The 22,993-nt window shown below is 71.1% G+C and carries 20 protein-coding genes and 1 riboswitch; of the genes, 6 read left to right on the forward strand and 14 right to left on the reverse strand.

The annotated features are described in order from the left end of the window. The first annotated feature begins 124 nt into the window (after positions 1-124). The 5 genes from AB0L00_RS16825 (at position 125) to AB0L00_RS16845 (ending at position 7,858) form a co-directional block, all read left to right on the forward strand. Entirely contained in the window at positions 125-1,153 is a 1,029-nt protein-coding gene (locus AB0L00_RS16825) for a class I SAM-dependent methyltransferase (protein WP_364434342.1), read from the forward strand. 297 nt (positions 1,154-1,450) lie between these two features. Further along, positions 1,451-2,707, forward strand: coding sequence for an ATP-grasp domain-containing protein (locus AB0L00_RS16830; protein ID WP_364434345.1), 1,257 nt, complete (start codon positions 1,451-1,453; stop codon positions 2,705-2,707). A 10-nt stretch (positions 2,708-2,717) separates the two neighbouring features. Further along, positions 2,718-3,962 carry an ATP-grasp domain-containing protein gene (locus AB0L00_RS16835; RefSeq protein WP_364434348.1) on the forward strand — a complete coding sequence of 415 codons (1,245 nt, stop codon included), beginning with the start codon at positions 2,718-2,720 and terminating at the stop codon, positions 3,960-3,962. Beyond that, entirely contained in the window at positions 3,959-5,233 is a 1,275-nt protein-coding gene (locus AB0L00_RS16840; RefSeq protein ID WP_364434351.1) for an MFS transporter, read from the forward strand. The genes AB0L00_RS16835 and AB0L00_RS16840 overlap by 4 nt, the downstream gene beginning before the upstream one ends. A 30-nt stretch (positions 5,234-5,263) precedes the next feature. Continuing rightward, a complete protein-coding gene (locus AB0L00_RS16845) occupies positions 5,264-7,858 on the forward strand; it encodes a M20/M25/M40 family metallo-hydrolase (protein ID WP_364434353.1) in 2,595 nt (864 codons plus the stop codon). Between the two features lie 171 nt (positions 7,859-8,029). Here the strand turns inward: AB0L00_RS16845 and glyA are convergent, their stop codons facing one another. The 12 genes from glyA to uvrC form a co-directional block, all read right to left on the reverse strand. Next, complete coding sequence (gene glyA, locus AB0L00_RS16850) at positions 8,030-9,295, reverse strand: serine hydroxymethyltransferase (protein WP_364434355.1); 1,266 nt, start codon at positions 9,293-9,295, stop codon at positions 8,030-8,032. Positions 9,296-9,314: 19 nt separating this feature from the next. Then, positions 9,315-9,397: riboswitch (ZMP/ZTP riboswitch) on the reverse strand. A 101-nt stretch (positions 9,398-9,498) separates the two neighbouring features. After that, on the reverse strand, positions 9,499-9,870 hold the full coding sequence (locus AB0L00_RS16855; RefSeq protein WP_345347324.1) for an RNA polymerase-binding protein RbpA: 372 nt from the start codon (positions 9,868-9,870) through the stop codon (positions 9,499-9,501). Between the two features lie 74 nt (positions 9,871-9,944). Beyond that, positions 9,945-10,187 carry a preprotein translocase subunit SecG gene (gene secG, locus AB0L00_RS16860; RefSeq protein WP_345347327.1) on the reverse strand — a complete coding sequence of 81 codons (243 nt, stop codon included), beginning with the start codon at positions 10,185-10,187 and terminating at the stop codon, positions 9,945-9,947. A 129-nt stretch (positions 10,188-10,316) separates the two neighbouring features. Continuing rightward, complete coding sequence (tpiA, locus tag AB0L00_RS16865; protein WP_364434357.1) at positions 10,317-11,117, reverse strand: triose-phosphate isomerase; 801 nt, start codon at positions 11,115-11,117, stop codon at positions 10,317-10,319. A 2-nt stretch (positions 11,118-11,119) separates the two neighbouring features. Beyond that, positions 11,120-12,310, reverse strand: a complete 1,191-nt coding sequence (locus AB0L00_RS16870) for a phosphoglycerate kinase (protein ID WP_364434481.1) — start codon at positions 12,308-12,310, stop codon at positions 11,120-11,122. A 137-nt stretch (positions 12,311-12,447) separates the two neighbouring features. After that, positions 12,448-13,452: a type I glyceraldehyde-3-phosphate dehydrogenase gene (gene gap, locus AB0L00_RS16875; RefSeq protein WP_364434359.1), complete on the reverse strand. Its 1,005-nt coding sequence runs from the start codon at positions 13,450-13,452 to the stop codon at positions 12,448-12,450. Positions 13,453-13,811: 359 nt separating this feature from the next. Further along, the gene (locus tag AB0L00_RS16880) at positions 13,812-15,089 is read right to left on the reverse strand and encodes a DUF6596 domain-containing protein (protein ID WP_364434362.1); all 1,278 of its coding nucleotides are present in this window, start codon (positions 15,087-15,089) and stop codon (positions 13,812-13,814) included. Beyond that, positions 15,086-15,451, reverse strand: a complete 366-nt coding sequence (locus AB0L00_RS16885) for a YciI family protein (protein WP_364434364.1) — start codon at positions 15,449-15,451, stop codon at positions 15,086-15,088. Before AB0L00_RS16885 ends, AB0L00_RS16880 begins: the two co-directional genes overlap by 4 nt. Before the next feature lie 244 nt (positions 15,452-15,695). Beyond that, a complete protein-coding gene (gene whiA / locus AB0L00_RS16890; protein WP_364434367.1) occupies positions 15,696-16,676 on the reverse strand; it encodes a DNA-binding protein WhiA in 981 nt (326 codons plus the stop codon). Positions 16,677-16,709: 33 nt separating this feature from the next. Then, positions 16,710-17,687, reverse strand: coding sequence for a uridine diphosphate-N-acetylglucosamine-binding protein YvcK (gene yvcK, locus AB0L00_RS16895; protein WP_345347339.1), 978 nt, complete (start codon positions 17,685-17,687; stop codon positions 16,710-16,712). 6 nt (positions 17,688-17,693) lie between these two features. Continuing rightward, positions 17,694-18,596, reverse strand: coding sequence for an RNase adapter RapZ (rapZ, locus tag AB0L00_RS16900; RefSeq protein ID WP_345347342.1), 903 nt, complete (start codon positions 18,594-18,596; stop codon positions 17,694-17,696). Further along, positions 18,593-20,554, reverse strand: a complete 1,962-nt coding sequence (gene uvrC, locus AB0L00_RS16905; protein ID WP_364434371.1) for an excinuclease ABC subunit UvrC — start codon at positions 20,552-20,554, stop codon at positions 18,593-18,595. The genes rapZ and uvrC overlap by 4 nt, the downstream gene beginning before the upstream one ends. Before the next feature lie 149 nt (positions 20,555-20,703). On the opposite strand from uvrC, the gene AB0L00_RS16910 reads away from it, so the two are divergent. Beyond that, on the forward strand, positions 20,704-21,780 hold the full coding sequence (locus AB0L00_RS16910; RefSeq protein WP_364434484.1) for a mechanosensitive ion channel domain-containing protein: 1,077 nt from the start codon (positions 20,704-20,706) through the stop codon (positions 21,778-21,780). Between the two features lie 50 nt (positions 21,781-21,830). Here AB0L00_RS16910 and AB0L00_RS16915 read toward each other — a convergent pair whose 3' ends face one another. Continuing rightward, the gene (locus tag AB0L00_RS16915; protein ID WP_364434374.1) at positions 21,831-22,319 is read right to left on the reverse strand and encodes a Rieske (2Fe-2S) protein; all 489 of its coding nucleotides are present in this window, start codon (positions 22,317-22,319) and stop codon (positions 21,831-21,833) included. A gap of 65 nt (positions 22,320-22,384) precedes the next feature. Then, entirely contained in the window at positions 22,385-22,804 is a 420-nt protein-coding gene (locus AB0L00_RS16920) for a Rieske (2Fe-2S) protein (protein ID WP_364434378.1), read from the reverse strand. Positions 22,805-22,993: the final 189 nt, after the last annotated feature.

Genomic DNA, 22,993 nt, shown 5'->3' on the forward strand with positions numbered 1-22,993 from the left:
AGAGGCGGCGACCGAACAAGACGTCTAACGGTGATCAACTCTTTTGAAAATTACATCTGGTCAACTCGGTCTTCCTTCAATAACATCAGGCGAGCGTCCGAATTAATCGGTGACCGGAGGACTGATGTCCGCTGAAATGAACGGCGCCTTCGTGCCCGGCAACGACCTTCGAGCTCAGATCGAACAGCTGCGCCGCCATTCGCCGGGCGTCTACCGGCGCATCGACCTGGACCGCGTCGAGTCATGGGAATACGAACGCGCGCGGAACGGCGCACACCGGGACGACTTCGACGCCGACACGGCGGGCGGCAGGGGTTCGAGCTATGTCCGCGCCCAGGTGCTCAATGTGGACGCGCGTGCGTACGGGATCGGCCGGTTGATGGAGCTGATGCGGCCGGCCCCCGGCGAGCAGGACACCGCGGATCGACGCACGATCGTCGACCTCTTGGGCGGCAACGGCCTGGTGCGGCAGGTCTGTGCCCGGCTCGGCATCCCCGACGTCGAGGTCGTGACCTGTGACGCGTCCCCGCACATGGTGCAGACCGCGTGGGCCGCGGGAATCCCGGCGCTGCTGCAACGCGCCGAGCGGCAGCTCTTCCAGACGGAGTCCGTCGACGGGGTGCTGCTCGCCTACGGCAGCCACCACATCCCCGCCGAGGACCGTGGCGTCGTCGCCGAGGACGCCTACCGCGTGCTCCGGCGGGGCGGAACGTTCCTGCTGCACGACTTCGAGGCGGGGTCGCCGATGGACACCTGGTTCACGACGGTCGTCGACCCCTATTCGCAGACGGGGCACGAGTTCGCCCACTTCACCGCCGACGAGATCCAGGAATACCTGATCAAGGCGGGATTCGACACGTACGAAGTCGTGGAGATCGACGATCCGTACACCGCGGTCGGGGAGACGCCCGAGACGGCAGAGCTCAACCTCGGCGAATACCTCGTGAACATGTACGGCCTGTGCCGGATTCAGGAAAGCCTGGGCGAGCAGGAGGCGTTCCGCTGGGCCTTGGACCGGGCGAAGCAGATATTCCAGTACGACAACGGCGACGACGAGCCGCTGCGCGGCACCCTGGAATACGACAGCGATCTGCGGTCCTGGCGGATGACGATTCCGCGCAAGGCGCTCGTCGGGGTCGGCCGCAGACTCTGATCCGCGTCGCACGGCGCGGGTCCCGCCCGGCCGCGTCGCTTCCTGCGGCGCTTGCGGCGAGGCCGTAACCGGCCGCGGGACCCGCGCGGATCGGCGCCGAAACGCCGCCGGCGGCCCGGGGACCGGGCACGACACGCGGTACGCCGGCCTCCATCGCGGACTTTCGGCATTCATCCGGCATGCGCGCTGTTCCATCCCTAGGATGCCATGTAACCTCCCATAGTGGTTACAACGGCGAGGTCACCGACACGGGCCCTGCTCCTCGCCGGACGCCCAAGCCGGACGACAAGGATCCCGATGGACCGTTACGCGATTATCGTTGACGCTTATCACATCCCATTCGGAAGCTCCCGGGGATTTGCTAGTGCTTTTCGGGATCGAGGTGTCACGCCGATCGCCGTCATGAGCACTCCGGAACCGATGGAGACGTTCCTTCCCCGATGGTTTCCCGATGACTTCGCCGCGATCCACTACTTCGACGGCGATTTCGAGAAACTCGTCGCGACGGTGAAGGGATACGACCCGATCTGCATCGTCCCCGGCCTCGAGCCGGGCGTCGAACTCGCCGGCGAGCTCGTCGACGCCGTGCTCCCCGGCACCGGGAACGTGCCGGGGTCGTCCCCCGTCCACCGTGACAAGGCCCTGATGGCCAAGTCCCTTGAGAGGGACGGGGTCCCGCACCTGCGGACGATCTGCTCCTCCGATCCGGAGGAGGTGGCCGGTTGGCTCAAGAGCACCGGGCTCGAAGGCCGCCCGCTGGTCATCAAGCCCCCCAAGAGCAGCGGCGCCGAGGACGTCCGCCTGATCGAGGCGGGAGACGACTGGCGGCCGTACTTCGACCGGCTGCTCGGCACGCTCAACCACTACGGCCAGGTCAACGACAAGGTGATCGTTCAGGAGTTCGCGGATGGCACCGAGTACATCGTCGACCTGTACTCCGTGAACGGGCAGCACGGCCTGGTCGACGTCTGCGTCTACCAGAAGCGCACGCGGGACGGCGAGATCGGCATCTACGACGTCGCCGACTTCCTCGCCCCGGACGACCCGGTCGTGCGGCCGCTGTGGGAGTACACCGCGCAGGCCGCCCACGCCTGCGGCATCCGCAATGGCTCCACGCACGCGGAGGTCATGCTCACGCCCGACGGCCCACGCCTGATCGAGCTCGCGGCCCGCTACTCGGGCAGCTGCATGATGATCTCCGGCTCGCTCGCCACCGGCGACAACCAGATCGACCGTACGGTGCGGCACTACGCCGACGGCGAGTACGTCCCGTGGTACGAGCTGCAGCAGGAGGTACGGACGGTCTGGCTCGCCGCCGAAAGCGACGGCGAGCTGCGCAACATCGACATCTTCGAGGAAGTACGGAAGATGCCGACGTTCTACGCGATGTCCCTGCCGGAGAACGGCAAGGTCGTCCCGCAGACGACGGGGATGAGCACGAGCCTGGGCTGGATCATCCAGGGAGCGTCCGACTGGGACGCCATCGAGAAGGACTACCACCGCATCCGCGAACTGGAGCGCAGCCTCATCATCGAACCGGTGACGGAGCGCTGAGAGGGGCCTCGTGGCGACACTGGTAATCGGCTGCGGAGTCAAACTGATCAGCAGCCTGCAGGAGCAGATGCCGGGCGAGACCATGGTGGTCGTCGAGCATCCGCAGGTGATCGAGCAGCGCGGCCTGCGAGAGAAGGCGAAGAGCCTGCCGACCGTCGAGGCGCTCGTGCCCTGCGACTACATCGGCCCGTTCGAGCCCCGCGCCCTGATCGACTCCCTGCCGGCCGGCACCGTGATCGAGCGGGTGCTGCCGGCCATCGACGAGATGACGACCGAGGCTTCGGCCCGCATCGCCGCCGAACTCGGCCTGCCCGGCGCGGGCGTACACGCGGCCGAGATCTTCCGGGACAAGCTGCGGCTGCGCGAGGTCGCCCACGCCGCCGGGATTCCCAACCCCCGGTGGCGCGAGGTGCACGACCTGGCCGGTCTGGAGAGGGCTGCGCGCGAGCTGGCCGGCGACGGGCTCGTCCTCAAGCCGACCGGGCGGTCCGGCAGCCAGGGCGTCGTGCTCCTCGACCCGGGGGACGACCTGGCCGAGGCCTGGCGGCACACGACGACGGCCGAGGGCCGCGTACGGATCGACCCGCCGCCGTTCACGGGCTACCTCGTCGAGGAACGTCTGCACGGCTCGGAGGTCAGCGTCGAGTGCCTCGTGGCCGGAGGGAAGGTCGTCTTCGGCAGCGTCACCGACAAGCGCGTGCTGCCCGGCCGCCATCCGGTCGAGATCGGACACGTGGTGCCCGCCCCGGTCGGCGCGGCCGTGCGGAAGGACCTGCTCGACGGGATACAGACCCTGGTCGACGCGTCGGGGTACGAGTTCGGCATCCTGCACTGCGAGTGGATGGTCACCGCGGCCGGCCCGGTACTGATCGAGTGCGCCGGGCGGCTGGCGGGCGACCGCATCACCGACCTGGTCCGGATCGCGTACGATTTCCCGCTCCTCGGCGCGTACGCCTCGCTGATGGGCCGTGACGGACCGGTCGGCGCGATCCCGGCCACGCCCGTACGCGCGGCGGCGGTGAAGTTCCTCACGGCCACGCCCGGTGTCCTGGACGGCGTCACCGGCCTCGACGAGGCGACCGCCGCGCCCGGCGTGCGGGCCGCCACGGTCACGGCCGCCCCGGGGGACCGCGTCGCCGCGCCCCGCGCCTCCCGCGACCGGATCGGCCACGTCATGGCCGTGGGCGACGACGCCGGCCAGGCGTGGGAGCGCGTCGAGAGCGCGGCCCGCCTGATCCGGGTCACGGTCCGGTGAGGCGGCCGAACCTGGGGGACGGCGCGTGGGCGTCCCCGAACGCCCGGCGCCTGCTGATCGTCTCGATCATCGACTCCACCGGCAACGGCGCGTTCACCTCGGCGTCGGTCGTGCTGTTCAGCGTCGTCCTGCACCTGACGCCGACGCAGATCGGACGCGGCCTGACGCTGGGCGCCTTCATCGGGCTCTTCTCATCCGTGCTGTGGGGCTCGCTCGCGGACCGGATCGGCGTGCGGGCGATCCTGCTGAGCATCCAGCTGTGGCGGGCGGCGGCCTTCATCGGATACGCCTTCATCCACAACTTCGCCGGATATGTCGCGGTCGCGGTGTTCCTGGGTCTGGCGGAGCGGGCCAGCCAGCCGATCCTGCTGTCGTTCGTCACCTCCGCCGTGGGAGAACAGAACCGGGTCAAGACGGCGGGCGCGCTGCGCAGCATCCGCAACGCGGGGTTCACGCTCGGCGCGCTGCTCGCGTCGCTCGCCCTGCTGTCCCCCGGCCGCCTCTCGCTGCTGTGCGTCGTCCTCGGCAACGCCGCGTCCTTCATCCTCGCCGCGGCGCTGCTGCGCGGCATCGTGCTGCGGAACCCGCCCAAGCCGGTGCGCAAGCCGAAGGGCGAGGCGCCCGACCGCGTGCGCACCCGCCCCGCGTTCCTCGTCTCGGCGGTGCTGACCGGGGTGCTCAGCATGCACCGGTTCATCCTGTCGATCGGCCTGCCGCTGTGGATCGTCTCCCGGCACCTGGTGCCCAAGCCGATGGTCAGCGTGCTGGTCGCGATCAACACCGTGCTCGTCGTCCTCCTGCAGGTGCGGATGACCCGGCAGACCGACGACGCGAACGGAGCGGCGCGGGCGCTGCGCAACGCGGGCTGGATGCTCCTCTGCTGCGCCCTGCTGCTCGTCGCGGCGGACGGTCACCTGCCGATTGCGCCCTGGACCGCCGGCGCCGTCCTCGTGGTCGGCACGCTCGCCCTGACCTTCGCCGAGATGTGGCAGGCGGCCGGCACCTGGGGGCTGTCCCTGCTGCTGTCCCCCGAGGCGTCCCGCACCCGCTTCCTGTCGGTCTTCAACCTCGGGACCTCCCTCCTCGACGTGACCGGCCCGTTCATCATCACCTCCCTCGTCCTGCCCACCGGGCGTACGGGCTGGATCGTGCTCGGCATCGTCCTCGCGGCCGCCGGGGCGGTGTCCCCGCGGGTCTCGCGGTGGGCCGAACGGGAACTCGTCCGGCACGAGCGGCCGGCCGTCGCGGCGGAGACGACCACCACGCCCTGACTTCCACGACACGATTGGACCGGACCGAAGATGTTCCCTCACCTGGTGTTCGTCGGGGCGCGTCCCGAGATCATCGGCAAGCTCCTCGGTGTGCCCGTCACGCTGACCGCCATCGTGCGCACCGGCACCGACGAGACCTTCGAGCGCAAGCTCGCGCTGCGGACGTTCAGCACCGACGTCACCGACGTCGACGCGCTGCTGGCCTGCGCCCGGGAGATCCACGCCTGGCGGCCGATCGACGCGATGATCGCGGCCACCGAGCACGCGCTGCTGCCCACCGCGATCGTGGGCGAGGCCCTCGGTGTCCGGGTGAACCCGGTCGAGGCCGTGACGCTCGCGCAGGACAAGGCGGCGATGCGGCGCCGGCTCGCCGAGCGCGGCGTCGAGACGATCGCCCACCGCGTCTGCACCGACGTCGAGGAGGTACGCGAGTTCCTCGACACGTGTCCCGGAGGCGTCCTGCTGAAGCCGGCCGACGGCAACGGCGGCCGGGGCGTCGCCCTCGTCCGGACTCCGGACGACATCCCGAGCGCCTGGGCGCACACCGCGCCCGAGTCCCGCACGGCGGGCGTGCTCGCCGAGGAGTTCCTCACCGGGCTGGAGACCAGCGTCGAGACGATGAGCGCCGGCGGGCGACACCGCGCGCTCATCGTCCCCGCCAAGCACACGTCGGGACCGCCGCACTTCGTCGAGATCGCGCACCAGATGCCGGGTGAGCACCCGCCCGAGGTCGTCAAGACGGCCACCGAGGCCGTGTTCGCCGCCCTCGACGCCATCGGCTACATGTGGGGCCCCACCAACACCGAGGTCATGATCGACGGCGACCGGGCCACCGTGGTCGAGATCAACCCTCGCTGGGGCGGGGCCCGGTACTGGGAGATGCTCGAGCTGGTCGTCGGCGTCGACATGGCCGAGGCCACCGCCCTGGCCTACGCGTACGACCGGCTGCCGGTCCCCTTCGACGTGCCGGCCGCGACGTGCGCCGTACGGCTCCTGACCCCGCCTCCCGGCCGGATCGTCGCGATCACCGGGCTGGACGAGGCCACCGCCGTCGACGGCGTCGTCCGCATCGGCGAGCTGAACCGTGTCGGCGACGTGATGCCCTCCCTCACCGACTTCCGGGGACGGGCCGGGTACGTCCTGGCGACCGGCCCCGACCGGCGGGCCGCGGCCGACATCGCCGAGCACGCCGCCTCCCTGATCCACATGCGGACGATCCCGGCCGCATCGAACGCGAAGGATGACGCCTCCATGCGCGACGACGTTCGGCAGACCCTGAGCAAGCTCCTGCCCGGCGTACGGTCCGACCTCGACGCCCTGATCCGGATCCCCTCCGTCAGCGCCGATCCCGCCCACGCGGCGGACGTACGGCGTTCGGCGGAGCTGACCGCGCGGCTGCTGGAGGAGGCGGGCGCGGCCGACGTGGAGATCCTCGACGACATCGAGGGCGGCCGCCCGGCGGTCGTCGCGCACTTCCCGGCGCCGCCGGACATGCCGACCGTGCTGCTCTACGCGCACCACGACGTCCAGCCGACCGGTGACCCCGGCGGCTGGACGAGCCCGCCGTTCGAGCCGGAGGAACGGGACGGGCGCCTGTTCGCCCGTGGCTCGGCCGACGACAAGGCGGGCATCGCCGCCCACCTGGCCCTGCTCCGGTTCTTCGACGGCCGGCCGCCGGTCGGCGTCACGGTCTTCGTCGAGGGTGAGGAGGAGATCGGCTCGCCGACGCTGGGCGCGTTCCTGGAACGGCACCGCGACAAGCTCACCGCGGACGTCTGCGTCCTCGCCGACTCCACGAACATCGACGTCGGCACGCCGTCCCTCACGACGACCCTCCGTGGGATGACCGACGTCATCGTCGAGGTACGGGCCCTGGAGCACAGCGTGCACTCCGGCATCTACGGCGGGGCCACCCCGGACGCCCTGACCGCGCTGTGCCGCCTGCTGGCCACCCTCCACGACGACGAGGGCCGGGTCGCCGTCGAGGGCCTCGTCTCGGCGCCCGCGCCCGCGGTGGACTACCCGGAGGAGCGGTTCCGCGCCGAGGCGGGCCTGCTCGACGGCGTCCGGCTGCTGGGCGACGGCACCGTCGCCGAACGCATCTGGACGAAGCCCGCGCTGACCGTGCTGGCCATCGACGCGACCCCGGTCGCCAAGGCGTCCAACACGCTCACCGCGAAGGCGCGCGCCAAGGTCAGCCTCCGCCTCGCGCCGGGCGAGGACGCTCCGGCCGCGCAGCGGAAGCTGATCGAGCACCTGCGCGACCGTGCTCCCTGGGGCGTCGAGGTCGAGGTCACCGCGGGCAAGGCCGGCCGGCCGTACGCCGTCGACACCACGGGCCCGGCGTTCGAGGCGGCCCGCAGCGCCTACGGCCTGGCGTACGGCGGCGACCTCGTCCACGTCGGGATCGGCGGGACGATCCCGTTCATCGCGGAGTTCGCCGACGCCTTCCCCGACGCCGCGATCCTCGTCACCAGCGCGGGCTCCGACCCCGACTGCCGGGCGCACGGCCTCGACGAGAGCCTGCACCTGGGCGACTTCGAGAACGCCTGCCTGGCCCAGGTGCTGCTGCTCATCGAGCTGGCCCGCCAGAACGACAAGAACCAGCCGGCCCGCGCGATCTGACGGGCCGGTCCATCGGCGAGGACGAGCCTGACGGCGGAGCCGCCAGGCTCGTCGGCTCACCGCGCGACGGGGCGGAGGCGGGGGCGGGCGCCCGGATCAGCGCTTCTCTCGGGACATGAGGGAAGGACCCGGCATGCCGTCGGCTGCCGGGTCCTTCTCATCGATCGTGGGTCAGGGCGTCGCGGCCCAGCCGGGCATGGGGAAGCCGCCGAGCAGCTCACGGATCTCCGCGGCGACCTTGTCGAGGACCGCCTCGTCGTCGGCGGACGCGACGGCCTGGTCGATCGACGCCGCGACGAACGGCATGTGCTCCTCGGTGAGGCCGCGGGTCGTGATCGCGGCGGTGCCGATCCGGATGCCCGACGGGTTCCACGGCTTGCGCGGGTCGAAGGGCACCGTGTTGAAGTTCAGCTCGATGCCCGCGCGGTCGAGCGCCTTGGCCGCCGGCTTGCCGCCGATCTCCTTGTTCGTGAGGTCGATCAGGATGAGGTGGTTGTCGGTCCCACCGGAGACCAGGTCGAACCCGCGCTCGGTCAGCGCGGCGGCCAGCGCCCGGGCGTTCGCGACGATCTGGTGGGAGTACGCCTTGAAATCCTCCTGGGCGGCCTCTTTCAGCGCCACCGCGATCGCTGCGGTCGTGTGGTTGTGCGGGCCGCCCTGCAGACCGGGGAAGACCGCCTTGTCGATCGCGGTGGCGTGCTCCTCGGTCGTCAGGATCATGGCGCCGCGCGGGCCGCGCAGGGTCTTGTGCGTCGTCGTGGTGATGACGTCCGCGTGCCCGACCGGCGACGGGTGCGCGCCGCCCGCGACGAGCCCGGCGATGTGCGCGATGTCCGCGACGAGGACGGCGCCGACCTCGCGGGCGATCTCGGCGAACGCCGGGAAGTCGATCGTCCGCGGGATCGCGGTGCCGCCGCAGAGGATGACCTTCGGGCGTTCCGCGCGAGCGAGGTCGCGGACCTCGTCCAGGTCGATCCGGCCGGTCTCGCGGCCCACGCCGTAGTGCACCGGCCGCAGCCATTTGCCGGTGATCGACACGGGCGACCCGTGGGTGAGGTGACCGCCGTGGGCGAGTTCCAGCGACAGGAACGTGTCCCCCGGGTTCAGGAAGGCCAGGTGGGCGGCCAGGTTGGCGGGCGAGCCGGAGTACGGCTGGACGTTGGCGTGGGCGGCGCCGAACAGCTCGCGGGCACGCGCCTTGGCCAGCTCCTCGATGGGGTCGACGACCTGCTGACCCTCGTAGTAGCGCTTGCCGGGATAGCCCTCGGAGTACTTGTTGGTGAGGACGGAGCCGGTCGCCTCCAGCACGGCGGGCGAGACGTAGTTCTCCGAGGCGATGAGGCGGATCTTGTCGTGCTGCCGTCGCGCCTCGGCCTCGATCAGCCCGGCCACGTCGGGATCGGTGGCGGCGAGGTGGGACAGGGGCGGCTGGTGCATGGGGCCTCCAGATACGGGCTCCCAGCACCCAGGCGCGCGGTGCCAGATCTGTTCGCTCCCCGGTGGTGAACTCCACCTCATGCGCCAGTCGCGGATCACATCCTAACGGACGGCTCCGCCGCTGATCGGGATTTCGCGCGGGACGCGATCGGCCCGGTGCCGCCGAGGCGGGACCGGGCCGATCGGTGCTGCGATACGCGGAGCTAGTTGCGAGCGCGCTGCATCGCCGCGTGGATGGCGGCGCGCTCGGCGCGCAGCTTGGCCAGCGCCTCCTCGAGGATGGCCTCGCCGTCGGCGTCGCTGCGCCGCTCCTTCACGTAGGCGAGATGCGTCTTGTAGGGCTCATTGCGCGGCGGCGCCGGCGGGTTCTCGGGGTCCTTACCGGCGGGGAACCCGCACCGGGGACAGTCCCACTGGTCGGGAACCGCGACGTCGGTCGCGAAACTCGGCCGGGACTCATGCCGGTTCGCGCAGTAGAAGCTCACCCAGACGCGCGGGGCCGCCTCACCACGCTCGGCCTCTCCCATCGGGCCAGCACCGACTCGGCTACCCCGAATAGCGTTGCCACTACCCACGGACTACTCCTCGCTTCCTTTGCCGCCGCTGCGCGAAGCGGCGGCCGTCAACACACTGCGGATCTTGCTCGTACTCAGCCGTGGTGGCCGTGCTTGAGCAGCAGACCCAGCGCGATGATCGACGCGAACCAGATCACGCCCGCGCCGATCGTGAACCGGTCGAGGTTCCGCTCGACCACGGACGACCCGCCGAGCGACGAGCTGATGCCGCCGCCGAACAAGTCCGACAGCCCACCGCCCTTCCCCTTGTGCAGGAGGACGAGCAGCACCATCAGCGCGCTCGTGATGATGAGCACGATGGAGATTGTGATGATCACAGCAGTTCAGCGCTTTCGTGATTCACCCCGCTGCTCGCGGGGAATGTTCGCGTATTCAGGTCATCCGCTACCGAGGGTACGACGTTCCACCGCGTGGTTCAGCAGAAACGCGCAGTCTGATGCGCAAGATCACACGGGTAGCTCGCGATACCTGCAGATCTTGACGAACTCCCCCGCGTCCAGGCTCGCTCCACCGACGAGCGCTCCGTCGATGTCCGGCTTCGCCATGATGCCGGCGATGTTGCCGCCCTTGACGGAGCCCCCGTAGAGGACGCGGACCTGATCGGCGAGGTCTCCACTGTACAGCTCGGCCAGCCGCGTGCGGATCGCGCCGCAGACCTCCTGCGCGTCTTCGGGGGTGGCGACCTCGCCGGTGCCGATCGCCCACACCGGCTCGTACGCGATCACGATGCGCTGTGCCTGGTCGGCCGGGACCTTCTGCAGACCGCCCTCGACCTGGGCGAGCGTGTGGGACAGGTGCTCGCCGGCCTTGCGGATCTCCAGGCCCTCGCCGACGCACAGGATCGGCGTCAGGTCCTCCTTGAGGGCCGCCTTCACCTTGGCGTTGACGAGCGTGTCGTCCTCGTGGTGGTACTGGCGGCGCTCGGAGTGCCCGGCCAGGACGTACGTGCAGCCGAGCTTGGCGAGCATCGCGGCGGAGATCTCGCCGGTGTAGGCGCCCTTCTCGTGCGGCGAGACGTCCTGCGCGCCGTACACGAGCTTGAGCTTGTCGGCGTCCACGAGCATCTGGATGCTGCGGATGAAGGTGAACGGCGGCAGCATCGCGACGTCCACCGCCTCGTAGTCGGCGTCCTTGAGGCCGAAGGCGACCTTCTGGACGTGCGCGATGCCCTCGAAGTGGGTGAGGTTCATCTTCCAGTTGCCGGCGATGAGTGGCTTCCGTTGCTGCGGGGCGGATTTCGATGCCACGATCAGTCCTCCAGGACGGACAGGCCGGGCAGCGTCTTGCCCTCGAGGTACTCGAGGCTCGCGCCGCCACCGGTCGAGATGTGGGAGAAGCCGTCCTCGTCGAGGCCGAGCTTGCGCACGGCCGCGGCCGAGTCGCCGCCGCCGACCACGGTGAACGCGTCCGAGGCGATCAGGGCCTCGGCCACCGCGCGGGTGCCGCCGGCGAAGGCGTCGAACTCGAACACGCCCATCGGGCCGTTCCAGAAGACGGTGGCCGCGTCGGCGAGCTTGCTCGCGAACAGCTCACGGGTGCGCGGGCCGATGTCCAGGCCCTCGCGGTCGGCCGGGATGGCGGTGGCCTCGACGGCCTCGTGCTCCGCGTCGGGGGCGAACTCGGTGGCCGCCAGCACGTCGACCGGCAGGACGAGGTCGACGTCGCGCTTGGCCGCCTCCTCGATGAACCCGCGGACCTGGTCGAGCTGGTCCTCCTGCAGCAGCGACTTGCCGACCTCGTGGCCCTGGGCCTTCAGGAAGGTGTACGCCATGCCGCCGCCGATGATCAGGCGGTCGACCTTGCCGAGGAGGTTGGCGATGACGCCGAGCTTGTCGGAGACCTTCGCGCCGCCCAGGACGACGACGTACGGCCGGGCGGGGTCGCCGGTGAGGCGGCGGAGCACGTCGACCTCGGCGGCGATGAGGCCGCCGGCCGCGTGCGGGAGCCGCTGCGGCACGTCGTAGACGCTGGCGTGCTTGCGGTGCACGGCGCCGAAGCCGTCGCCGACGTACAGCTCGGCGAGCGCGGCCAGGCGGTCGGCGAACTCGCCGCGCTCGGCGTCGTCCTTGCTGGTCTCACCGGCCGCGAAGCGGAGGTTCTCCAGGAGGGCGACCTCGCCGTCCTGGAGCGCGTCGACGGTGGCCCGCGCGGAGTCGCCGACCGTGTCGGTGGCGAAGCGGACCTCGCGGCCCAGCAGCTCGCCCAGCCGCTCGGCGACGGGCGCCAGCGAGAACTCCGGCTTCACCTGCCCCTTGGGGCGGCCGAGGTGGGCGCAGACGATGACGCGCGCGCCCCTGTCGGCGAGCTTGTTGATGGTCGGGACGCTGGCCCGGATCCGGCCGTCATCCCCGATCACGCCGTCCTGCAGCGGAACGTTGAGGTCCGAACGGACCAGCACCCGCTTACCGCGCACGTCGCCGAGATCGTCGATCGTGGACATGCTCATTGATCGCACTCCTGGTCGTGTCGGAACGAGCGCAGCAGGTCCGGGACCTGCTGCGCTCGTTCGTGGGTTCGCCGCCACCGGCTCACGGCGCGCTCGCGCCGATCACTCGGCGCGCGCCCGCCGCCCTCGGCTCAGAGACGGGAGCCCACCAGCTTGGTGATGTCGACGAGGCGGTTGGAGTAGCCCCACTCGTTGTCGTACCAGCCGACGACCTTGATCTGGTCGCCGATCACCTTGGTGAGCCCGGAGTCGAAGATGCAGGACGCCGGGTCGGTGACGATGTCGCTGGAGACGATCGGGTCCTCGGTGTAGGTGAGGATCCCGCGCAGCGGGCCCTCGGCCGCGTCGCGCAGCGCCGCGTTGACCTCCTCGACGCTGGTCTCGCGGCCCACCGTGACGGTGAGGTCGGTGGCCGAGCCGGTCGGCACCGGAACGCGCAGCGCGTAGCCGTCGAGCTTGCCCTTGAGCTGCGGCAGCACGAGGCCGATGGCCTTGGCGGCGCCGGTGCTGGTCGGGACGATGTTCAGGGCGGCGGCGCGGGCGCGGCGCAGGTCCTTGTGCGGGCCGTCCTGAAGGTTCTGGTCCTGGGTGTAGGCGTGGATCGTGGTCATCAGACCGCGCTCGATGCCGAACGTGTCGTGGATGACCTTGGCCATCGGGCCCAGGCAGTTGGTGGTGCAGGACGCGTTCGAGATGACCGTGTGGAGCGCCGGGTCGTAGGCGTCGTCGTTCACGCCCATCACGATCGTGACGTCCTCGTTCTTGGCCGGCGCGGAGATGATGACCTTCTTCGCGCCGTTCTCGACGTGGACCTTCGCCTTGTTGGCGTCGGTGAACAGGCCGGTCGACTCGATGACGATGTCGACGCCCAGGTCGCCCCAGGGCAGCTTGGCCGGGTCACGCTCGGCGAAGGCCTTGATGGACTTGCCGCCCACGGTGATCTCGTCCGCGCCGGCCTTCACCTCTTCGGACAGCCGGCCGAGGATGCTGTCGTACTTCAGCAGGTGGGCGAGCGTGGCGTTGTCGGTGAGGTCGTTGACCGCCACGATCTCGACATCGCCACCGGCGGCGTTCAGCGCTCGCCAGAAGTTACGGCCGATGCGGCCGAAGCCGTTAACGCCAACCCGGATGGTCACGGCACCGATCTCCTCATGCTTCGCGCCCCCGGAGGCACCCAGGGGCCTGTGAACCTGACGTGTGCTCTCGTGGTCGACCCTACCGAACCCGTCGTGACGTGACTGTAACCACCGGGCCGGAACGACCGGTCCGCCGCCCTGCCGGGAGCCAACATCCGAATGGCGGGCGGCGGACCATGCTCAGCGTAATTGGTCTAGACCTAATGGTCTAGACCAAATCGATACAGATCACCCTATACGTCCCCGAGTGATTCGCATCACTCCAGGCCGTCGCCGACGCGGGCGGCCACCACGGCGCCGAGGATCGCCCGTCACCGCGGTGCCTCGCCGGTACGACCACCGCGCCGACCCGGCGTGGGTCACCCGCCGGGGCCGGCGGACGCGAGCCGGCCCGCGCGGGCGTCGAGATAGCGCTTCTCCGGCACGCTCGTCGCGTACCGGGCGGCGGTCCGGTACGCGTTCAGGGCCTCCTGCCGGCGGCCCGCCGTCTCCAGCAGGTGGGCCCGTACGGCATGGAGCCGGTGGTGACGCGCCATGCGGTCGTCGGCCTCCAGGCCGGCGACCAGGTCGAGGCCGTGCCGCGGACCGTGCACCATGGCGACGGCGACCGCCCGGCCCAGGGTGGTCATCGGGTTCGGCGCGACGCGCTCCAAGAGCTCGTACAGCGCCAGGACCTGCGGCCAGTCGGTGTCCTCGACCCGCTCGGCCTCGTCATGGACCGCGGCGATGGCCGCCTGGATCTGGTACGGCCCGAGCTCGCGGGTGCGGGACAGCGTCGCGGTGATGAGGGCGACGCCTTCGGCGATGAGGCCCCGGTCCCAGCGGCCGCGGTCCTGCTCGGCCAGGGGGACGAGCGAGCCGTCGGGGCATGTACGGGCGTCGCGGCGGGCCTCGGTCAGGAGCATGAGGGCCAGCAGCCCGGCGACCTCGCCGTCGTCCGGCAGCAGACGGCGCAGCAGGCGGGTCAGGCGCAGGGCGTCGGCGGTCAGGTCGTGCCGCTGCAGATCGGGGCCGGCACTGACGGTGTAGCCCTCGTTGAACATCAGGTACAGGACGTGCAGCACCGCCCGGAGCCGTTCGGGGCGTTCGGCCGGCGGCGGGAGCTCGAACCTCGCGCCCGCCTTGCGGATCGTCTGCTTGGCCCGGCTGATGCGCTGGGCCATGGTCGGCTCGGGGACGAAGAAGGCGCGGGCGATCTCGGCGGTGCCGAGCCCGCCGACCGCCCGCAGCGTCAGCGCGACCTGCGTCGGCGGCGAGAGGGCGGGATGGCAGCACAGGAACAGCAGCGTCAGGCTGTCGTCGTGCCGGCCCGGAGGCCGCTGGTCGGCGGCGGCCGCGACCAGGAGGGCGGGCGGAGTGGCGAGGAGGTCGGCGTCCTCCCGCCGCCGGCGCGCCGCGTCGCTGCGGACCCGGTCGGTGAACCGCCTCGTGGCGACGGTGGCCAGCCAGCCGTACGGATTGTCCGGGACGCCCTCGGCGGGCCACTGGGCGGCGGCGGCGAGCAGCGCCTCCTGAACGGAGTCCTCGCAGCCGTCGAAGCGGCCGTAGCGGCGCATGAGGGCCCCGAGGACCTGCGGCGCCAGGCGGCGCAGCAGGTCCTCGAGCGGCTCGTCGGACGGCGCCCCGGCCGAGGTCACAGAGTGTTCCCGGCGGCCTCGTGCAGGATCGGCCAGACCTCGACCGCGCCCGTCGAGGCGAACGGCAGCTCGGCGGCGATCTCCAGCGCGCGCCGCTCCCCGTCCACGTCGACCAGGTACCAGCTCGCCAGGTACTCCTTGGTCTCCAGGTACGGGCCGTCGGTCACCGCCGGCACGCCATCGCGCACCCGCACGACCTTCGCCTGGGCCGCGTCCGCGTTGCCGTACGCGCCCAGCAGTTCGCCGGTCTCGGCGTACTTCCGGTTGAACGCGTCCTGCGCCGCGACGGCCTTGGCGAACTCCTCCTCCGGGAACGACTCCCACAGCTCCTGGTTGCCGTAGATCAGGATCATGTACTTCATGCTCGTCGCCCTTCGCTCCGGACACCCCCGTCGGGCGTCTCTCGCCAGGTGGTCGGAGCCGGCGGACGGCCCTCGACATCCTCCGCCGAGATTTCTCCACCCGATCCCGGACGCGGATCACCGGGATCGGCGGATCCGCCGGATCAGGGCGCGCACGGCCCGTCGGCGAGGTCCGGGTACCGCCGCGCGACCGATCAGGGCGTCCACGGGCCCGTCAGTGGGCCGCGGGAATCCGCCCGACCGATCAGGGCGCGAGCATGTCGGCGGTGACGTTCGCCTCGGTGCCGGCGATGCCCTGATCCATGGCGCGCTTGTCGGCCATGGCCAGCAGGCGCCGGATCCGGCCGGCGATGGCGTCCTTGGTCAACGGCGGGTCGGCGAGCTGTCCGAGCTCCTCCAGCGACGCCTGCTTGTGCTCCAGCCGCAGCCGGCCGGCGGCCACGAGGTGCTCGGGCGCGTCGTCGGCGAGGATGTCCAGGGCGCGCGCGACCCGCGCCCCGGCCGCGACCGCCGCCCGCGCGGAGCGGCGGAGGTTCGCGTCGTCGAAATTAGCCAGGCGGTTCGCGGTCGCGCGCACCTCCCGGCGCATCCGGCGCTCCTCCCAGGCGAGCACCGAGTCGTGCGCGCCCAGCCGGGTCAGCAGCGCCGAGATCGCGTCGCCGTCGCGGACGACGACGCGGTCCACGCCCCGCACCTCGCGCGCCTTGGCGTGGATCCTCAGCCGCCGCGCCGCGCCGACCAGCGCGAGGGCAGCCTCCGGCCCGGGGCAGGTCACCTCGAGGGACATGGAACGGCCGGGCTCGGTCAGCGAGCCGTGTGCCAGGAACGCCCCCCGCCACGCCGACTCGGCGTCGCAGGCGCCGCCGGACACGACGTGCCGGGGCAGGCCGCGGACCGGGCGGCCGTTGTTGTCGATCAGCCCGGTCTGGCGCGCCAGGGACTCACCGTCGCGGAACACTCGGACGACGTACCGGTTGCCCTTGCGCAGGCCGCTCGGCGCCAGCACCACCACATCGGAGGTGTGCCCGAAGACCTCCGCCAGGTCCTTGCGCAGACGTCGCGCCGCGGCTCCGGTGTCGAGCTCCGCCTCGATCACGATGCGCCCGCTGACAATGTGCAGTCCTCCGGCGAAGCGCAGCAGCGTCGACACCTCGGACTTGCGGCAGCACGGCTTCATGACGGACAGCCTGCTCAGCTCGTCCTTCACCACGCCGGTCATCGCCATGGATGTGATCCTCCCCCTGTAGCCATCATCCCGTCAGGGCAGTCTCGCCGAATCTTGCCGGGGACAGTGGCCGCTGACAAAGATCTGTGCGAACGCTTGGGCCAACCGTGCCGGATCATGCCGTGGAGATCCATCTCCCGCCGCCACGTCGGCCAGCACCAGCGTCCCTCCGAGGGTACGTGCCGCCTTTTCAACGACATCGCGCTCCTCGACGACATTCCGGTCGGCGAGGACGATATCGACCCTGAGGTCGGGGGCGTGCGCCCGCAGCACCTCCAGGTGCCGCTGCGGCGAGAAGTCGTCGGTCTCGCCGGGCTGGGGTTCGAGGTTGAGCGCGACGATCCGCCGGGCCGGCGTGCGCAGCAGGGCACTCGCCAGCTCCGGCACCTTCAGGTGGGGCAGCACGCTGGTGAACCAGGAGCCGGGCCCGAAGACGACCCAGTCGGCCTCCTCGATGGCGCGCAGGGCGTCCGGGGACGCGGGCGGGTCCGGCGGGACCAGCGAGACGCTGAGCACCTGTCCCGGCGTCTTGGCGCAGGCCACCTGGCCCTGGACGTGGGTGATCTCCTGCGGCCGCTCCGGGTCGGCGCCCCGGACCTCCGCGACGATGTCGAGCGGCACGGACGCCATGGGCAGCACCCGGCCCTGCGCGCCCAGCAGCCGTCCCATCCAGTCCAGGCCCGCGACCGGATCGTCGAGCAGCTCCCACAGCGCGACCATGAGCAGGTTGCCCATCGCGTGCCCGTGCAGCTCGCCCTCGCTGCGGAAGCGATGCTGGACGACCTCGCTCCAGGTGCGCCCCCAGTCGTCGTCGCGGCACAGCGCGGCCAGCGCCATGCGCAGGTCCCCGGGCGGCAGCACGCCGAGCTCCCGGCGCAGCCGGCCGCTGGAGCCGCCGTCGTCGGCGACGGTCACGACGGCCGTGAGCCGGTCGGTCACCCGGCGCAGCGCGGACAGCGAGGCGAACAATCCGTGCCCTCCGCCGAGGGCGACGACCTTGGGGGAAGTCACGTGTGGTTATTCCCGTCCCAGATCCCGGTGGACGACCCTTACCTCGAGCCCCTCATCGCCCAGCCGGGCGCCGAACTGCTCGGCCATCGCGACGCTGCGGTGCTTGCCGCCGGTACAGCCGACGGCGAGCGTGACGTAGTGCTTGCCCTCGCGCTCGTACCCCTCCGCGAGCAGCCGCAGCACCTCGGTGTAGGCGTCGAGGAACTCCTTGGCCCCCGGCCGGGACAGCACGTAGTCGCGCACCGCCGCGTCCCGTCCGTTCTGCGGGCGCAGCTCGGGGATCCAGTGCGGGTTCGGCAGGAACCGGCAGTCGACCACGAGGTCGGCGTCGACGGGCAGGCCGTACTTGTAGCCGAAGGAGACGACGGTCGCGCGCAGGCTCGACTCCCCCGCCTCGCCGCCGAAGAACTCCACGATCTTGGCGCGCAGCTCGTGGACGTTCAGCGCGCTGCTGTCGAGGACGAGATCCGCCTCGGCACGGACGTCGCGCAGCAGCTCGCGCTCGCGGGCGATGCCGTCGACGATCCGGCCGTCGCCCTGCAGCGGGTGCGGCCGGCGTACGCTCTCGAAACGGCGGACGAGGACGTCGTCGGACGCCTCCAGGTAGACCACCCGGGGGTGCGCGCCGCGCGCCTCGAGGTCGTCGAAGGCCGACTGCAGGTCGGTCGTGAAGGCCCGGCTGCGCACGTCGACGACGACCGCGATGCGCGGCACCGCCCCCTGGCCGCGCTCGGCGAGGTCGGCCATCGTCGCCAGCAGGCCGGGCGGCAGGTTGTCGACGACGAACCAGTCCAGGTCCTCCAGTGACTTGGCGGCCGTGCTCCGCCCCGCCCCGGACATCCCGGTGATGATGACGATGTCGGGCACTTGCGGGCCGCCCGGCAGATTGGCCCCTGTCGCGTGGTTCACGTCTCTTCTCCCCCGTCCTGCGCGCCGGTCACCGCCCCGTCGTGGGCGTGCAGCGCCGCGACGATGTTCTCAGCCGTGCGGCGCCCGATGCCAGGAACCTCGGCGATCTGGTCGGGGCCGGCCTGCTTGAGCATCTTCACGGATCCGAAGTGCTTGATCAGCGCCTGGCGGCGGCCCGGCCCCAGGCCGGGGACGTCGTCGAGCTCGCTGACGAGCATGCCCTTGCTGCGCTTGGTCCGGTGATACCGGATGGCGAAGTCGTGCGCCTGGTCCCGCAGCCGCTGAACGAGGTACATCGCCTCGCTGTTGCGCGGCAGGATGACCGGGTCCTCCTCGTCGGGCAGCCAGAGCTCCTCCAGGCGCTTGGCGATGCCGCACACGTCCACGTCGTCGATGCCGAGCTCGTCGAGCGCCCGCTGGGCGGCCGCGACCTGCGGCGGGCCGCCGTCGACGACCACGAGGTTGGGCGGATAGGCGAACCTGCGGGGCCGGCCCGTCTCCGGGTCGATCGGCCCGCCGGCCTCCGGCTCACCCAGGACGTCCAGCTCGCCGGTCTTCTCGGTCTCCTCCAGGTAGCGCTTGAACCGGCGGCGGATCACCTCGTGGATCGAGCGGACGTCGTCCTGGCCCTCGACCGTCTTGATGGAGAATCGCCGGTATTCGCTCTTGCGCGCCAGGCCGTCCTCGAAGACGACCATCGACGCGACGACGTTGGTGCCCTGGAGGTTCGAGACGTCGTAGCACTCCATGCGCAACGGCGCCTGGTCCAGGTCGAGGGCGTCCTGCAGCTCCTGCAGGCCCTTGCTGCGGGTCGTCAGGTCGGTCGCGCGGCGCGTCTTGTGCTGCTTGAACGCCTCGACGGCGTTGCGCTCGACGGTCTCCATCAGCGTCTTCTTGTCGCCCCGCTGGGGCACCCGCAGGTCGACCCGGCCGCCCCGGTGCTCGGCCAGCAGCTCCACGACCGCGTCGGTGTCGGGCGGCAGCGCGGGGACCAGGATCTCGCGGGGCACCGCCTCCGGCGCGGCCTCGCCGTACATCTGCAGCAGGAACTGCTCGACGAGCTCGCCGGTCGTGACGTCGTCGACCTTGTCGACCACCCAGCCGCGCTGGCCGCGGATGCGCCCGCCGCGCACGTAGAAGACCTGGGCGGCGGCCTCGAGCTGGTCGTCGGCGAAGGCGACGACGTCGCAGTCGGTCGTGTCGCCCAGCACCACCGACTGCTTCTCCAGCGCCCGCTGCAGGGCCCGGATGTCGTCGCGCAGGCGGGCCGCGCGCTCGTACTCCTGGTCGGCCGCGGCCGCCTTCATGTCCTTCTCGAGCGCCTTGATGAACCGGGCCGTGTCGCCCGCCATGAAGTCGCAGAAGTCCTCGGCGAGCTCCCGGTGGGCCTGCTCGGTCACCCGGCCGACGCACGGCGCCGAGCACTTGCCGATGTCGCCGAGCAGGCACGGCCGGTCCATCCGGCGCTGGCGCTGGAAGACCCCGGCCGAGCAGGTGCGCACCGGGAAGACCCGCAGCAGCTGGTCGACGGTCTCGCGGATCGCCCACGCGTGGGAGTAGGGGCCGAAGTAGCGGACGCCCTTCTTCTTCGCGCCGCGCATGACCTGCACGCGCGGGACGTCCTCGTGCATGGTCACCGCGAGGTACGGATAGGACTTGTCGTCGCGGTACTTGACGTTGAACCGCGGGTCGAACTCCTTGATCCAGGAGTACTCCAGCTGCAGCGCCTCGACCTCGGTGCCCACGACCGTCCAGTCGACGCCCGTGGCGGTCTGCAGCATGCTCTGGGTGCGCGGATGCAGGCCCGCGAAGTCGGCGAAGTAGGAGTTGAGCCGGGCGCGGAGGCTCTTGGCCTTGCCCACGTAGATGACCCGGCCGGTCCCGTCGCGGAAGCGGTACACCCCGGGTGACTCGGGGACGGAGCCGGGCGCGGGTCGATAGGTCGCCGGATCTGCCACGCCGTAAGCCTAGTCGGCACGACGGACAGGGTGGCTTGTGTGGCGAATTGTGGTGACTCGGGTCACTTGTGCGGATTGGCGATTTGTGGGAACGACGGCGTCACGGAGAGCTCAGGGTTCAGTAGTCAATCTTAAGGGGGACCTTGATCGTGTCGACCGTCACCGCGCTGGCCGTACTGATCGGATCCGTACTGCTCGGCCTGCTGGTGGTGGAGATCCTTCGTCGTGCGCTCACGAGCCGGCTGGTCTCACGCTGGCCGCTGGCCCCGCCGATCGTCCGGCGCTGCGTCAAGCCCGGCTTCACCCTCGCGTTCGCGGCCGGTGCCACGGCCGGACTACCGCCGCGCGAGGTCCTCGGCCGGTCCGCGCCCGACGTCCGCCACGCGCTGTCACTCCTCGTCATCGCGTCGCTGACCTGGCTGATCATCCAGGCGGCCTACGCCACGACCGACGTGGCCCTCGACCACCTCACCAAGATCGAAGGCGACCGGAACGTCCGCGCCCGGCGGGTGCGCACGCAGGTGATGCTCCTGCGCCGCACCTCCGCGGCCGTCGTCGCGATCATCGCGATGTCGTCGATGCTGTTCACGTTCCCGGCCGTACGGGCGGTGGGCGCGGGCCTGCTGGCCTCGGCGGGCATCGCCGGCATCGTCGCCGGCATCGCCGCCCAATCGACGCTGAGCAACGTCTTCGCCGGACTGCAACTGGCCTTCAGCGACGCCCTGCGGATCGACGACGTCCTCGTCGTGGAGGGCCAGTGGGGCCGCATCGAGGAGCTGACCCTCACGTACGTCGTGCTGCGGCTGTGGGACGAACGGCGGCTCGTGCTCCCCGTGTCGTACTTCGTGCACAACTCCTTCGAGAACTGGACCCGGCACACCTCGCGGGTGATCGGCACGGTGCTGCTGCACGTGGACTGGAGCGTTCCCGTCGAGGAGCTGCGGACGGAGCTGTACGGGTTCCTGCGCGACCATCCCCTCTGGGACCAGAAGGACTGGGTCCTGCAGGTGACCGACGTGCTGCCGAACGGCCTGGTCCAGGTACGCGCGTTGATGAGCGCGCACGACTCGGCCAGCGCGTTCGACCTGCGCTGCGACGTCCGCGAGCACCTCATCGCCTACATCCGGGAGAAGTACCCGTCGGCGCTCCCCCGCTTCCGCGCCGACACCGGGGCCCTTCCGCAGAACGCCGCGTGGACCGACGATCAGTCCGCCCCCCACGCCTGAGTTCGGCCGGGCCTGACGGGGCGTCAGGCCCGGCCGGGCCTCGGGCGGGTTCAGGCGAGCTTGATCTCGCCGTTCTCCACCTTGACGGACTTGCGCGGCAGCGGCGTCGCGGCCGGGCCGTTCGCGACGGATCCATCGCTGATCTTGAATTTGCTGCCGTGGCAGGGGCAGTTGATGGTGCCGCCGCTCACCGAGCCGACGGTGCAGCCGCGGTGGGTGCAGACCGCGCTGAACGCCGCGAACTCCCCCTGCTTCGGCTGGGTGACGACGACCTTGCGGTCCTTGAAGACCTTTCCGCCGCCCACGGGGATGTCGGCGGCCTTGCCCAGCGCGCCGTCGCCGCCCGCCGGGGCCGTCGCTCCGCCGCCACCGTGCGCGGAGCCGTCGGAGTCATCCGACGAGCCGCCGCAGGCGGCGAGTGTTCCGGCGACGCCGACCAGACCGACGCCGAGCAGCATTCCGCGGCGCGTCGCCCCGGGTTCGACGCGGGTCTGGGTCTCTTCGGCGTCGGCCGGCGCGGCCGAGGGATCGAACGGCATGTGGTCCTCCTCGTGTTCGGGCCTACATCCGGGTTCCACGAAGGAGCGATGCGTTCGGTTCAACGCTAGTCGACGATTATTCCATCGCCCTGCAGCCGTACCGTGAACTCCTGCAGCGGCGCGCCGGCCGGTCCCTGCTTGACCGAGCCGTCCGCCGCGTTGAACTCGCTGCCGTGACAGGGGCAGGTGATCACGCCGTTCTCGGGGCTGCCGACGGTGCATCCCTGGTGCGTACAGGTCGCGGTGAACGCCTTGAACGTCCCCTGCGACGGCTGCGCCACGACGATCTTCCACTTGTCGATGACCTTGCCGCCGCCGACGGGGATCTCCCCGGTCCGGGCGATCACCTTGCCCTTGATCCCAGGTGGCACGATGGCCTTCGCCGATCGTGTTCCGCACGCGCCGAGGCCGAGCATCCCCGCACCCGCCAGACCCGCCGTGCCCAGCAACCGCCGCCGCGAACAGCCGACCGCTTCGTCAGTCATCGATCTCCCCGGAAAGATCATCTACTACACGCTGTAGTACTTCTCTTCCATGCTATCGCCCGGTTCGGGAGGGGATGAGGGGGTGCCCCCTTCCCCCGGAAGGGCGACGTAAGGGGCAGCCCGGGGCGGTCTCCGGCGGGACGCGAGTCGTCCCGCCGGGAGCCGGGTGGCCGCTGCGTCGTCCGGCCG

It is taken from the genome of Actinoallomurus sp. NPDC052308, assembly GCF_040679195.1.
GTDB lineage: Bacteria > Actinomycetota > Actinomycetes > Streptosporangiales > Streptosporangiaceae > Actinoallomurus > Actinoallomurus liliacearum.

Excerpts from the sequence above, each read along its gene's own strand:
- glyA (WP_364434355.1), bottom strand. The coding sequence starts at position 9,295 with ATGCACCAGCCGCCCCTGTCCCACCTCGCCGCCACCGATCCCGACGTG.
- AB0L00_RS16825 (WP_364434342.1), top strand. The coding sequence starts at position 125 with ATGTCCGCTGAAATGAACGGCGCCTTCGTGCCCGGCAACGACCTTCGA.
- AB0L00_RS16845 (WP_364434353.1), top strand. The coding sequence starts at position 5,264 with ATGTTCCCTCACCTGGTGTTCGTCGGGGCGCGTCCCGAGATCATCGGC.
- AB0L00_RS16885 (WP_364434364.1), bottom strand. The coding sequence starts at position 15,451 with ATGAAGTACATGATCCTGATCTACGGCAACCAGGAGCTGTGGGAGTCG.
- AB0L00_RS16870 (WP_364434481.1), bottom strand. The coding sequence starts at position 12,310 with ATGTCCACGATCGACGATCTCGGCGACGTGCGCGGTAAGCGGGTGCTG.
- AB0L00_RS16915 (WP_364434374.1), bottom strand. The coding sequence starts at position 22,319 with ATGCCGTTCGATCCCTCGGCCGCGCCGGCCGACGCCGAAGAGACCCAG.
- AB0L00_RS16920 (WP_364434378.1), bottom strand. The coding sequence starts at position 22,804 with ATGACTGACGAAGCGGTCGGCTGTTCGCGGCGGCGGTTGCTGGGCACG.
- whiA (WP_364434367.1), bottom strand. The coding sequence starts at position 16,676 with ATGGCGATGACCGGCGTGGTGAAGGACGAGCTGAGCAGGCTGTCCGTC.
- AB0L00_RS16830 (WP_364434345.1), top strand. The coding sequence starts at position 1,451 with ATGGACCGTTACGCGATTATCGTTGACGCTTATCACATCCCATTCGGA.